The organism is Paraburkholderia bryophila (genome assembly GCF_003269035.1).
GTDB lineage: Bacteria > Pseudomonadota > Gammaproteobacteria > Burkholderiales > Burkholderiaceae > Paraburkholderia > Paraburkholderia bryophila.
Window position 1 is genome coordinate 322,186 of record NZ_QLTK01000001.1, and the last position, 14,624, is coordinate 336,809.

Here is a 14,624-nt window from a genome sequence, read left to right on the forward strand (position 1 = left end):
ATTAAAAATTCACGAGATAAGCACGACGTTCATCCTAAAGTAGCTGCGCGGCCAATCACATAGTCAGGCCGTATCGGCAGCCCCTCTCTTTTTCTTCGTGCAAGGAAATCTCATGAAATCCAGCAAGCGCAAGATCTGTCAAATTCTGGCTCTCGTCCTGTCGGGCGTGGGTGCATCGGCTGCAATGGCGGTGCCCGTCGTGCAAGGCGGCGGTTCGTCGCTCGTGGCACCGACGATCGGTGCAATCGGCGTGGCCAACACCGAAATCGGTCTGTTCGGCACCACCGAAGCTTCGTTCACGTATTACTCGGTCGGCTCGGGCGCCGGTCAGAACGCATTCCTCGGCAACCAGCCGACGTTCTTCGGCACGGGCGTGACGGGCACGGTCGACTTCGCGAACAGTGACGCAGCGCTGAGCACCGCACAGATCACGAGCTACAAGAGCAGCACCGTCGGCACGGCTAGCGGCCCGCTGATCCAGATTCCGTACATCGTCACGCCGATCACCATTCCGCTGGTCAACGCACCCGCCGTGACGAGCACGGCGACGCCGCAAACGACGCCGGGCCAGGCGCACAGCATCGCGCTGAACGACAACGACCTGTGCGGTATTTTCTCGGGCAAGATCGCGGACTGGAATGCGGTTATCAATCCCGAAACCGGCGCAGCGTACAGTTCCGTCAGCAGCCCGATCAAGGTTGTCTACCGTGCTGACAGCAGCGGCACGAGCGAACTGCTGACGCGCCACCTCGCCGCCGTCTGCACGAGCGCCAACACGGCGGCTGGCGTGACGTTCGTCGACTCGCTGACGTTCGCCAACACGACCGCTTTCCCGAGCGGCGTGCCGGCAAACTTCGTTTCCGCAACGGGTAGCGGCGGCGTGAAGACCGCGTTGCTGGCCATCCAGAGTTCGTCGGGTTCGCCGGCTGCCGTGGCTTACCTGAGCCCGGACTACACGAATACGTTCCTCGCACCGTCGAGCTCGTCGGCTTCGTCGCAGCTTCAGGTCGCGAGCCTCTACAACACGAAGAACAGCACGTACTACGCACCGACGTCGGCCAACGCGACGACGGCGCTGGGCACGGTAACGCCGCCCGCCAGCAAACTGGCCGCATCGAACCCGGCGAACTGGGTACCGATCGCCGGCAACGCCTCCTACCTGCTGCTCGCCAACCCGGCTTCGGGCTATCCGGTGTCGGGCACGAGCCAGATCATTCTGAGCCAGTGCTATGCCGATCCGGCAGTCAAGACGGCCGTGCACGACTTCCTGAATGATCACTTCACGAACACCACGTTCGCAGCGGTAGTTCGCGGCAACGGCTTCGATACGGTTCCGTCCGGCTATCAGACAGCGATCTCGAACGAGTTTTTGAGCAACGCGGCGGGCTGGAATCTGGACATCGGCAACACGAGCGTTTGCACGGGCTCGGTCACGGGTCGTTAAGTTCCGCTCGCAGGCTGATTGCTGCAGAAGCACTTTAAAATCCGCGTCCCCGATTTGCCGGGGGCGCGGATTTTTTATGCCGCGCATCGCGACCCCGGTCGTCGTCGCCGCTCATCGCCACTCACGCTCGACCGCCTCGCTCGTCGCGCCACCGTCGGCACGCGAAGCGCAGCCCCCAAAATGAAAATGGCGGCAATCGCCGCCATCCCCGTGCCCAACTTTTGGCCCTGTCAAACCAGCAGCACGCCAACGAACCTCCGTCAGCGCGCCATCTTGCCGGTTTCTATATTTTCCCCAACCGCTCCCGTTCCTGCGCACTAAGCACGGCTTGCTGAGTCGGCCCCACCTGCCCGAAACCCACGATCGACACCGCGCTGGACGAGTCGTACCCAACCTGCTCCCGCTTGCGCTTGCGGCCGTCGTCCGTCGCGTCGCCGAAGCCTTCCACCTGGACGGAAATCGTCCAGCGCCGCTGGCCTACGCCCGACGCATTACTTTTCACAAGGTCCTGCGCCAACTGGCTCGCCGCCGACGCCGCCGAACTCGCGGCGCTCAGCGCGCCCGTATTCACGGCCTGCCCAACCGGCACGCCCAGCGACGTCCCTTGCACCTGAATGTTGTCGGCGTTCGCCACATGCAATGCCGCCACGTTCAGGTTGCCCGACACGCGAATGCCCGCGTCGCCCGCATCCACCGTGCCGCGCGGCGCGATCAGATTCGCGTTGCCCGTCGGCGAGCCCGGCACCGACTGCAAGGTCGCGATCCCGGCCCCTGTCACTTCGCCACGCGCATCCACCGTGCAGTAATGGTTGGCGTCGCACAGGTATTGCGGCGCCGGCGTATCGGCGGACGACTTCGCGCCCTTGCCCGCGTTGATGTCGCCGTTCGAACTCCAGATCGTCAGGTCGCCGCCCTGCTCCGTAAAGATACGGCTCTGCGCGAGCAGCACACTCTGGTCGGTGAAGATGTCGATATTGCCCTGCTCGAGCGTCAGGATGCCCATCGACCCGGGACCGGCTATGACCTTGCCGTTACTGTCGACCACCTCGGGCGGCGCCGTCGTACTGCCTACCAGCGCCTGACCACCAGGCCCGAGGATGGAGACGTTGCCGCCCTGTTGCGTCTGAATGGTCGTGCTGCGAATGTCGAGGTTGCCGGTGCTGATCGTCTTGTTCGCGCCGTTGCCGCCACCGCCCAGGTTGTTCGCCGTGTAGCCGAACGACGCCGGGAACAGCGTGTTGATGGCCTCGTAGCCGCGCGCGTATTTCTGGTAGTAGGGGCTGGAGGCGGTGTTGTAGTCGGTGCCGACCTGGGTCAACACGCTGAACAGCACCTGCTCGGCGAAAAGCTGCTGCACGTACGACGGCAACGCCTGAAACTGCTTCCATGCCACGCTCGCGGACAGCGTGCCTACGCTCTTTTGCGCAGCATCCTTGTCGACCTGCAGACCCGTGTCGACGCCAAGGCCCGCATCGTACTGCTGCATGAACGCGATCAGCGCCGGTGTCGCGCTGGACACCCCGGCGACCGAACTGCCAGGGGCGATATAGGTCGAGACGAAAGTAGACAGGTCGACACCGGGTCCGACGCCGAACAGCACGTTGATGTTCGCGCTCTCGTGCGGCAGGTTGGGATTGTTCGCGTTGCCGACCGCTTCGATCCCCGACCCGAAAGTCGAACCCACACTGCCAGCCTGAGACGCCGTGGTCAGCGGACCGATGTTTCTGCCTGCTTCGACGTCCAGCGTGCCCGGGCCGCCAAGGGTCAATGCGGGCACCGCCGTGGCGCCAAGCGTTTGATAGCTGGTGTCGTAGATGTCACGGCCCGCCACGATGCGGGTGATGTCCGACTCGCGCAGATTCTGCCCCTGGAACGCCAGGTTGACGATGTCCTGTGCAGCTTGAATCAGTGCCGGTTTGTCGATGGACAGTGTTACCAGCCCATTGTAGAAGCCGGCTGCGCCCCCCGTCGTACCCGGCACGCCATTCACGATGCTGCCGTTCAGGCTATAGATCCGTGCCGGCGTGGTGTCGTCCGCGTGCAATGCATTTGCGGCATGCGCAGCCCGCGTGGTCGCAGTCGCCATGGGCACGTCGAGATAGGGGTTCGTCGGCGAGGGCATCGATGCCGGATCGAGATCCAGCATGCCGAACACAGCCGCTCCTCCCGCTGCGTTCGGGGCCACGCCGCCCGCAATCGAGATCGTTTGATCCGCCAGCAGATTCAGATTCCCGCTGGCCGACGGGTAGAGTTCGCCACTGGACGCCACCCGGATACCGCCGGTAAATGCGGTCAGGTTCAAGGTTGCAGGCAACACGAACGACATGTCGTTCTGACCGGCGATACTGTTTGCATCCGCGCTGCCTCCGATAAACGCGAGATTGGGCACGGTTCCGATCGCCACATCTCCGGTTGTCGAGGTCACGCTGACTTGCGACGTGGCCGAATACCCTTGCGCGTCCGCGTGCAACTTGTAAGCGTTCAACAACGCCGAACTTTGCATGTAGGAAGGATCCACGATCTGCCCAATGTCCGCGCCCTGCCGCGCGGTCACGTTCAGCACGCCGTCCTGCAACGCCAGCAAAGTCGATACCTCCACGGGCGTCGCGCCCTGGAGCCCGGATGAACCGCTGGAATCCGCGGCAATCCGACCGCCTGCGCTAATCGCCCCGGCACCCTTCGCGACGAAATAGGCGCCGCTCAGAATATCGGCCCCCGCGTTCACCGTCAGATTGCCGCCACCTACCGTATTGACCGTCGGATTGTCGGTATTGGCGTTGCTTAGCCACCAGGTGGTCGGCAGCGATGCCGACAGGTCGATCACGCTGCCCCCCGCCTTCACCGCGATGTTTCCGCCCACGCTCATTACGCCCTGATCGAACGCACCGAAATTGATCGAGGTCTGAACGATCTGCGTAGCCGGGTTAGTCGCGCCTACCGTGCCGATCGGGTTGCCGACCTCCATCCATTGCCACCAGAACTGACTGAGGTTGGCGCCGACCTTACCCGTAACGGCTCCGGTCGTATCCGCCAGGTTCTCCGCACCGACAATATTGCCCTGCGCATGTAGCGTGATGTCGCCGGCGGAATCCGGATTGACGGTCGGCGTAACAAAGATGTCCTGGTTTCCCGCTCCCGCGTGAACGATCGAGATCGTGGAGCCTTCCGTCGGTGCGTCGGCCGCCGGCGCACCCGCCGTGTAGATGACGCCGGGTACCAGCAACCCAGGCGGGCTGTTCGTCGATGCCGATACCGATTTCGCGTCGTACAGCGCGATGTTGCCCGCGGCGGCGACGTCGATCGCGCCGATCCCGGTGCGTATCATGGTCGGCGCGAGCACCAGTTGATTGTTGCCGTCGAGATAGCTCGTATAACCGTCGAAGACGACGCTCCCTGCATTCGGCGAGCTGCCGACCTGCGACGTGGGGCGCACGGCAAGCGGATCCGAACTCGCGGCATTGGCGCCCGCCACCACGCGGAACGAACTGCTGGCGCGGCCCGCCAGCGAGGCCGATAGCAGCGGAAGCGGATTGTCCGCGGCAGCGGTCGGCGACGGCGTGTTGTCGGACACGCCAGGAACATTGATCGTCGATGTCGCGATCCTGGTGACAGGTTGTATGTCCGGCGCCTGGACCGTATCCGCATGGGCAGCAGTGGCTGGATGCTGTGCAATGAAATTCGCCAGCGCTAAAAGATAAGTCTGATATTGATTCAGATAGATCAGGTAAGAAGCAGGATTGGTAGCCTGCTCCGACGCCGCCGGCGCTATCGGAGCGAGCGGCTGGCCTTGCTGCGGCGAATAACCACGGTAGGTGCTGATGACATCGGCCGCGTCGCTAAGCGGATTCAGATTGGGGAGTGCCGCGATAAGCGCGGTTGCCGGCGCCGTCAGATAGTCCGCGTAAGCGGAGTACAGCGCGTAGTATTCCGCGATCTCATCGGCCGTTCCCCCCGTCGGGTGTCCGGGAGCGGAGGCCAGTCCGGTCATCGCCCAATAGTTCAACCCATACCCGTACTGCGCAATCGCGCCCGACGGTGTCGAAAAAATGGAATGCGCCGCGTCATAGGTCGACAGCGGCGGCACCGCAATCGTGCCGCCACCGCCGAGCGGATTAGCGATCTGGAAAAAACCGTCCGACAGACTTGCCTTCACCTTGACGCGATTTTCCGCGCGCAGCGTGATGACCGGCGCCTGGCCGTCGAACCGATACGCCAGATCCGTCGCCGACGTACCGGCGCCCAAGTTCCAGTTCGACAGCACCTGGATATCGCCGTGATTGATGGACGGACTCGGGTTGTCCAGTTCGATGCCCGGCACGATGCTGCTGGTGACGCCGGCCGCGATCAATGGATTCGTCAACGTATCCAGTCCGTGCTGCACGAAACCCATCAGCGTGCCCGCCGTGGCAGTCACCGCGTCGCCATGCTGGTACCCATAGAAAGTCTGATGGTCCGTGTTCGGGCCGGTCGTCGAGAAATACATGCTCGACAGGCCGCCGAAGCCGATCGCCGCGTCGCCGTTGCGCAATTGCGTTGGGGTGAGCGCCGTCGACACGCCCGTCGTACCGTTCGTCACGGTGCCGCCGCCGTCGCCATTCGCGTCGGGCGTAAAGCTGAACGTGGTGCCGCCCGTGCCTTGCGCGGTGAACGTGCCTGCGACCAGATGGCCCAGGCTGTCGTACCAGCCTGCCGGATCGATAACGCCGTCGAAGTGCTGAGCGCCCGTCGTCGTGTCGGTGGTGCTCCATACGGCGTAGGCTTCGAGCGTCGTCGCGCGGGACCCCACGATACCCTTGCCCGCATTGAATCCGCCGGCCGGCAGCGCCAGATTGACCGTCCCATCGGACAGCAAAGGCGCGCGGAAACTGACCGTGCCATTCGACAGCCCGCCGGCCGTGCCACCCGATACGTCGATCAGTGCGCCGCCGCCGAGCCTGATCACACCGGCTCGCGTCGGGTCGATATTCTCGTAGCCATAGGTGGCGTTATACGGATTCACCCGGTTCGGATCGAACACGCCGTTCGTGCCGATCACCACCTTGCCGCCACGCTGGTTCGGATCGGTGCCGCGCGCGAGCAGCGTGCCCTCGAGATCGACACCGCTATGGCCGTACAGATCGATCTCGCCGCCGGCCTTGCCCGATGCGTCGATGGTGCCGAATATGTTCACATTGCCGTTTGCCGCATCGGTCGCGTTGCCCGCGCCGCCGTCAGCCGTCAGCGCAACCGAACCTGACGTCAAGGTGTGCCCGGCCGCCAACGTCAGATTGCCCGAGTTCGTCCGGATCGAGATGGCGTTGTTGACACCGCTCGACGCGAGCGTCGCGGCGAGCGCATCCAGGTCCACCGCGCCGCCCGTATTCAGCGACAGCGAGCCGCCCGCGTAACCGCTCGACGCGCCGCCCTTGATCGTGCCGCTCAGATTCACCGACTGCTGCGGCGCCGCCAGCGTCAATGTACCCGCTGCACCGCCGCCCGACGCGCCCGCGAAGTCCAGCGTCGAACCCGCCTGCACGTCGACCGTGCCCGTGTCGGCGGTCAGCGTGAGGTTGCCCGCCGGCGCATAGGCGGCGACATCGAAAAACTGTTTCGCCACGCCCGCCGCGCTCACCGTCGAGCCCGTGCCGATCGTCAGGTTGCCGCTCGTCGCTTCGAGGCTGACGTTGCCCGCGGCGGCGGCGATCGTCGCGCCGTTGTCCGCAATCGCGCCGCCAATGAGATGCCACGCGCCGCCAACCGCCGAACGCGTCAACGCCGTACCCGTTGCGTTATTCAGCGTCAGCGCCCCGCTCGTCTTCAGCGTCGACGCGGAGCTCGTATCCGCCAGATACACCGGCGCGTTGAGCGTGAGCGGCACCGCGCCGAAATCGAACGTACCGGTGTTCTGCCCGACGATACCGGCCTGCGCATTCATCGTCGCCGCGCCGAAGCCGCTGACGATCTTGTCGCCCGTGCCGAAGTCGATTTCCTTCGCGTTGACCGTGAGCGTGCCGCTGCCCGCTGTCGCGGCCGGCGTCGGCGCACCGGCCTCGTTCGTGAACGCGATCTGCTGCCCGTTGAGTACGACGTTGCCGCCGTCGCTCGCGAACGTGCCCGCGCTCAGGTCCACGCTGTTGCCGAACGTCGCGTCGACATTGCCGACGAAATTGATCGCGCCCGCGCTGCGCAAGATCACCTGCTGTGCGTTCGCGAGTTGCGCGAGTCCGGCGGAATCGAGCACGAACCCCGGCAGATTCGCGGCAGCGGCGCCGGCCTGGTTCGTGAACGTGATCGCCGAACCATCCACCGTGATGGCTTTCGCCGACAGCGTCGCGCTCGGGTCGACCTTGAGGTTGCCCGACGAATCGAGCGTCAGCGCCTGGCCACCCGTGAGCGTCGCGTTTGCGCCGACCGTCAGCAGGCCGGTGCCGGTCGCGCCGGTGCGCGTCACCGTCGTCATCGCGCCGTTCGATACACGTAGCAGCGAGCCATCGCCCGCGATCGCGATCGGCTGATCTTTCGCGGCCGGATAGCTGCCGCTCGCGGTGATCGCGCTGCCCGCGTCGACGCGCAGGCCGTTGGCCGCGTCCGGATCGATACCGGTCGGGTCCGTCTTCGTGACCAGCAGAATTTCCGGGCCGCTCAGTGCGCTGCCCGAATTGTTGGAAACCACCACGCTATCGGCGATCGGGTTGATCGTGATGCCGCTGGTCGTCGCGGTACGTGTGCCGCCGATCAGCAGGCTGCCCGCGTTCAGCGAGTCGAGATCGGTCGCGCTGATCTGCAGATAACCCGACAAGGCGGGACTGCCGTTGCCGGTGATCTGAATGTCCCGCGAGGCAATGTCGACTTCCGCCGGCGCACCGCCCTGGCCGGGCGCGGTGTTGAGCGTCGCGCCGAGCGTCAGCGCGTGCGTCGCGGCCAGCGCCAGTTGACCGCCGTCGACCGGCAGCGGCGGCGCCACGTTGCCCTTGCCGGCCGCTAGCGTCGGGAAAAAGGTATTGGCGCTCGTCAGCGTGTATTGCGAGTACTGCTGCCACACCGGTCCCGACTGCACGTCGAAGAGCGTCGGGCTCGCGCTGCGGCTCCCGGTAACGGCATTGCCGAAGTAGCCGGCGGTCATCACCGTGCCGTCGGCCAGCACGTTGCTGGAGCCGGGTGTCAGGTTGCCGGCGGCGCTCGCCACCGTGACCCGGTAGGCGCCGGGCACCGTCGCGTATTTACCCGGCAACAACGTGTAATAGCCCGGCGACAACCCCGGCACGCCGGACAGATAGACCGACTGCCCGATCGCGCTGCCCATGCCGGCCTGGCCGACCCCGAGACTCGCCGTGACGGTGCTTGTGGTGCCGTTCCCATTGGTCGACGGCTGCAGCGTTTGCGCGAAGGTCGGGTCGTAAGCGGACACCGGCGACTGCGCGCCCGGCAGGATCGCGTACACATTCGCCGCGCCCACGTTGACGGGAACCGCCACGCCGGTCGGATTGCTTGCGTAGCTGACGTTGTATTGCGACAGCACGTCGCGCGTGCCGCCGGTGCCCGGAATCCATTCGGCAGCCTGAAGATCGCCGCCGCCGGACAGGTCGATCGTCGCGCCCTTGTTCAACGCAATGCTGCTGCCGTTCACGCCGACGAACTTCGACGGCGGCGCATTCAGATCGGGCGTCGTGCTGCCGGCTACCGGGTTGAATCGCCACTCCGTACCGTCGACGGTCGTGCCATAAGGGATCACGCTGTTACCGTTCGATACCGACGTCACGCTGCCGTTCGCGAACGTGACCGAGTCCGTCGCGACGAGCGTCTTGCTGTTGAACTGGGTTTGCGTCGCGACATTGGTGGGGTCGCCCACGCCGAACACCAGCGTGCCCGACGGCGCGCGCACCGTGCCGCCCTGCACGATGTTCGACGCATCCACCAGCAATGTGCCGCCGGCCGACAGCGGCACGCCCGACGTGCCGTTCGAGGCGAACGTGACGGTGGTCGGCGCCGGTTTGCCCGTGCCCGGGTCCGTAGGCCCGATCGCATCGACAATGAACGTGCTGGCGGTCGACGGATACAGGTCCGCCGCCTTGAACGTCAGGTTGCCGGGCGTGTAGAGCTCGCCCGCGAGGAGCCCCTGGTTGGCGGTCTGCGCGGCGTTGGTCGAACTCAGGCGAATGTCGCCGCTGCTCGTGAAGTTGGCCTGGCCGAAGTTGTTCAGCTGTAACTGGTTCTCCAGATCGATGAACGACGCGTTCACGTTCAACGTGCCGTTCGATAGCGTCGCAACCGGCTTGAATGCGACCGGATTGCTCGCGAGCTTCGGGCCGACCAGCGCGACGTAGGGCGCATCGATCGTCACCGTGGTGCCGAGCGGATTCTGCGGCGCCTCGCCGAGCAGCGTCGTCAGCAACGGCGTGGGAGACAGGTTGTCCTTCGTGGGTTGAACGGCGGGCGTCGACAGCAGCGTGGACAACTGATCCATACCGATGGCCGCGATCCGCCCCGCGCTCACCGAGACCGAACCCGGCAGCGTCAGGTTGACGTCGCCGGCAAACGCCACCGTGACCGGCGCGGCGTTATTCGCGGCACCCAGCACGAGATTCGCCATCCCCGATCCGTTCAGACGGTCGGCGGCGAACTGGATCACCCCGTTTGGCGTCCCGAGCGCCTGCCCGGTGGTCGGATCGATGGCCGTGGCAAAACGCTGTCCCGGCGCGAGGCCTTGGGGGACGAATTGTCCGTCCTGGCGCACGATCAGCGCGGTCGCGCCGATCAGCGATCCCGTCGTGCCGTCGCCTACGTACACACTGGCCGATGCATTCTGCTCCGGCACGATCGTCAGCGTGCCGCCGGCGGCCTGAGCGGCGCCAGGCCTCGCGTTGAGCGTACCGTCGAAGAACAGCCCGCTGGATGCCCCGAACGTAATCGTGCCGGCATTGCTCCACACCGGCTGCGACGCGTATGTACCGTTTGCCTGCAACTGGTCGAAGCTGGCCGATGTGCCCGACACGTCGATCTTCGAACCGGCCTGCGCCACCACGTAGCCGGAGTCGTCGGAGATCGTCACGCTACCGCCCGCGAGCACGCGACCGGTGTTCGGCGTCATCGTCGTCAAGCCGTTCTTCACGGGCGAGGCCAGCGGGTTGGTCAGCGCGATGCCGGAGACATCGAGCACGGCGTTGGATCCCAACCAGACGGATTGGGTGGGACTCGTGAACGAAGAAGTGCCCGCGTATTGTCCCGGCAGTGCAAAGTTGGCCGGGGTCGAGTCGCCGCTCAGCGTGATCGAACCGCCCGGCGCGATCAGCGAGCCGAGCACGGTCACCTGCGCGGGTGAGCCGAGCCCGATGCTCGCCCCGGCATCGCCGACCACCGACGCACCTTGCCCCACACTCACGCCGCCCGTCACGCCGGGGTAGACCGGTACCTGGGCGACACCGGTCGAATCGGGCCGGTTCCAGTCCGCGTAACCGCCCGCGGTCATCGTGAGGCTGGTCGCCTGGCGGTGGTACGGGTCGAGCGATCCCGGCGTGGTCAGCCCCGCGGCCGACAGATTGGCGCCGCTGACGGCGCGCTGCAATGCGACCGCGTCCGGGACCAGGTTCTGCTGGGTTAACCGGACCATGGCGCCCGGCGCCACGGTCGCGTCGTAGAAAGCGTTCAGCACGTAATTGCCGAACCCTTGAGTGGCAAAAAAACCGGTCGGCAGCACCAGGTCCCAGGCCGGCGCTTGCGCCGGATCGCCGCCGATCTGGAACCCCAGCGCCTGCAGCGTCAACGTGCCGCCGCCCGCAAAACCGGCACTGCGAATCGTGCCGTCCATCTGGATTTGCCCCGCCACCGGCTGATTCGTGGGAAGAGCGAAACCGCCATCCGTCACGTCGCCGAACGGATGACCGTTCGCGTTATAGGTGAGCAGGGACAGACTGCCGCCTTTGCCGGCTGCGACGCCATTGCTCATCAGCAACGTGCCGTTGGCCTGCATCTGCGCGCCACCGGACACGTCGAGCACGCTACCCGGCTGCAGCACGATCGAGCCGGTCCTGTCGGTCACCGTCCCGTTGGCGGTCGTGCTATAGCTAGTCGTCGACAGCGCGATGCTGCCGCCATTGATGAACTGGCTGTTGCCCGGCGTCGTCCCCGGCGCGGCCTGCACGTCGTTGTTGACCCACTGGCCGGCCACGCTGATCAACGCATCGGGGCCGACCGTGATGCTGCTGCCGGCGGTGATGGAGACGGTGCCCGACGGCACGATCAACTGGCCCGCCACCGTCGCGCCGCTGGAAGTCGAACCGTTGAGCTTGAGCGAGCCGCCCGGCTGGAGTGTCAACTTCGTTCCGTCCGGTACCAGAAAGCCTTTGCCGTTGCTCTTGTCGGCCGTGAGGTCGACGTTCGCAAAGCCTCCTGCGTTCAACGTATCGACCGGCACCACGATGGTCGCGAGCACGTTGTTTGGGTCGGTGGCCGACTGTGCATTCAGCGCGCTGGTATTCAGCGGCGTATCGAACGAAAATCCCGGCGCCAGATCGTCGAGCCTCGGTGCGGCGTTCTGCAGGATCACCAGGTTGAATTCGCCCGAGGGCGGGCCAAGATTGCCGCTCTGCGTCAGGTTGATGATCGCGCCCGCGCTCTGCAACTTCGGGTCGACCCCGAGATTGAATGTACCGCCGGTCGGCAGATCGTTACCCTGGGTTTGCTTCGAACCGCCGAACGCCTGCGCGGTGATATCGCCGTCGAGCACCATCGACTGCGACGCGAACAGGTCCAGCGTCCCGGCGTTGCCGCCCACGATGAACTCCGGCTGATACGTCCCGCCGGTCTGCAACGGGTTGTACCAGGTTTTCGTCACACCCCAGCGGGGGTGGCTCTCCGTGAACTGGCCGGCGATGCCTACGAACGTATCGAACGGACTCGCCTGACCGATCGGCACGATCGCGCCGTTCGCGTCGACCAGACGCGTGGTGTCGACCATGCCGCCGTCGTAGTGAACGTAGCCGCCGTTCAGATTCATCGACGAACCCGCTGCCGTCATCACCTCGTTGCCCGATAGCTTGATGGTGCCGCCGTTGGTGAGCAACTGGTCGACCGTGCGCGGCATGTTGTTCACATAGCCGGACAGATTCAGGATCGGACTGCCGACCCATTGCAAGCCATCGCTGCGCGTACCCGTGAGCGTACTGTCGACCACCACGCCCTTCTGACCGAACAGAAAGCCGTCGCGCAGCAGCGCCGAATCGGCCAGTTCGTTCTGGCCGATCCGGTCGATGGTGAGCAGGATGCTTGAGATGGGCAGCTCGACGTTCGCCAGACCGGAGACGTCGATCGTCGCGCCGCTGTCCAGGTAGATACGACCCGGCACCGCGGTTTGACCGAACGGCGTGGCATAGCCGACCACCGACTGGGTCAGCGCGTTGACGGACACGCTCGAACCCGGCGCCTCGATCAGCGAGCCGCCCTGAAACCACACGGAGCCCGCCGTCATGGCGATGTTGCCGGCGGTGAAGACCGTGCCCGGCGTCGACGTGGCGGTCTGGCCGTTGGCATCCGGCATCACCGCCGTCACCGATTCCGGACCGAAACTCAGCAGGCCGGCACGGCCCGCGCCGCTGGCAACGCCCGCGCCGGCCGTGAACTGTCCGCGGCCCAGGTAGCCCGCGCCCGCCGGATTGTTCGACTGGTACTCGTCGACCGTCGAGATCGTGATCGCGCCCGGCGTATTGACGCTGGTGGTCACGCCCACCACACCGTTCTGCTGCACGTTGCTGCCGAGCAGGTTCACGTTGCCGCGCGCGGCCTGAACGATGCCGGTATTCGTCAACGTGCCGGCCGGCGTCAGATCGATCGTCTTGCCGCTCGGGTCCGTCATGACGATTTGACCGCTCAATTCCGGAAGCAGGACTTGCGGGTTGGTCGTGACGCCCACATTGGGCAGAAGGCTCAAGCCGACGCCGGCCGCCAGCACCACCTGCCCCCCGTCGGCCGTGATCTTGCCGCCGTTGTTCACATTGGGCGCGGCGATCATCACGAAGCCGCCGTCGCTCACATTGCCGTTGGTATGGGTCGTAATCGACGCGCCAGGCGCAATCGTCACGTCGCCCCAGCCCTGATACTGGCTCGGCGAACTGAGCTGGATCTGATTGCCCAGCCCCAACACCTCGTTGGGCACGCCCGTGTGACCCACCACGCCGCCCGTCGTCGAGTTGCCCGACTCCGGGTAGGCCAGACCGCCCGTGGTGCCCGCCGGCAGGCTCAAAAACTGCCGGTTGCTCGCGACGATGCCCGCGGCGTCCTGCGCGAGCGTGCTGTCGGTCACCATCGGCACCTGATGCACGAGCGTCTGGTTGTAGTCGTTCATGTTCAGCAGATCGAGCGACGACGCCACCAGCGCATGCACATTCACCTGCGACCCCGCGCCGAACAGAATCCCGTTGCGGTTGATCACATACACCGCGCCCTGCGCATTGATGTTGCCGAGAATCTGACTCGGCGCGCCGCTCGGATCGACGATCCGGTTGAACACGGCCCAGTTGTTCGCGCCGTTCGTCTGCTTGCCGCCCGACTGATCGAAGTTGAGCGTGGTCTGCTTGCCGACGTTCATCGTTTGCCAGGTCAGGATCGCGTTCTGGCCGGTCTGCGTCACGTTCACGTTGACGTGGCCGCTGCTGTCCACGGTTTGCTGCGGCCCGTTCGCGTTGATCCACAGCAGCGGATTGGTGGTATCCGTGTTCTGGCTGATCAGCGCGCCCTTGCCGTTGTTCACGAAGGTGATGCCCGGCGCCACCTGCAAGCCGCCGGGCGTCAAGCCGTTCGGCACGTTCGACGCCGTCGCCGTCGCGGCCGCCGCGGCCGCGCTTTGCGCGGCGATCTGCGCGGCGATCGCCTGCGCCGCGTGGCCGAGGTTGCGAATCGACGGTTGACTTGCCTGCAGCGCCTGCTGCGGCGACACGCCGAGATTCGGCACGCCCGCGCCGCCGTAGCCGCCTGCGCCGCCGCCCGCGTTACGCGCGGTTGCCTGCCCCAGATTGACGATGCCCGCGGCATGCGCCTGGGTCGTAAAACCCGCCGCCAGGATCAGCGCGACGGCGCGGCGCAGCGGCCGCACGTCGGCGATGAGGACAGTCTGCGAACGATACTGGTGTTGTTGTCGTACTGCGCGCGCGCGTGCTGCCATTCTCCACCCCGAAACCTTAGAAGTTGACGACCCCGCCGCGTGCGCCGA

Annotated in this window: 2 protein-coding genes; one reads left to right on the top strand and one right to left on the bottom strand. The window is 65.5% G+C overall.

Annotated elements, in window-relative coordinates:
- Positions 1-112 precede the first annotated feature (112 nt).
- Positions 113-1,444 carry a substrate-binding domain-containing protein gene (locus tag BX591_RS01495; protein WP_111928979.1) on the top strand — a complete coding sequence of 444 codons (1,332 nt, stop codon included), beginning with the start codon at positions 113-115 and terminating at the stop codon, positions 1,442-1,444.
- A gap of 283 nt (positions 1,445-1,727) precedes the next feature.
- Here the strand turns inward: BX591_RS01495 and BX591_RS01500 are convergent, their stop codons facing one another.
- Positions 1,728-14,576 carry a filamentous haemagglutinin family protein gene (locus BX591_RS01500; RefSeq protein ID WP_111928980.1) on the bottom strand — a complete coding sequence of 4,283 codons (12,849 nt, stop codon included), beginning with the start codon at positions 14,574-14,576 and terminating at the stop codon, positions 1,728-1,730.
- Positions 14,577-14,624: the final 48 nt, after the last annotated feature.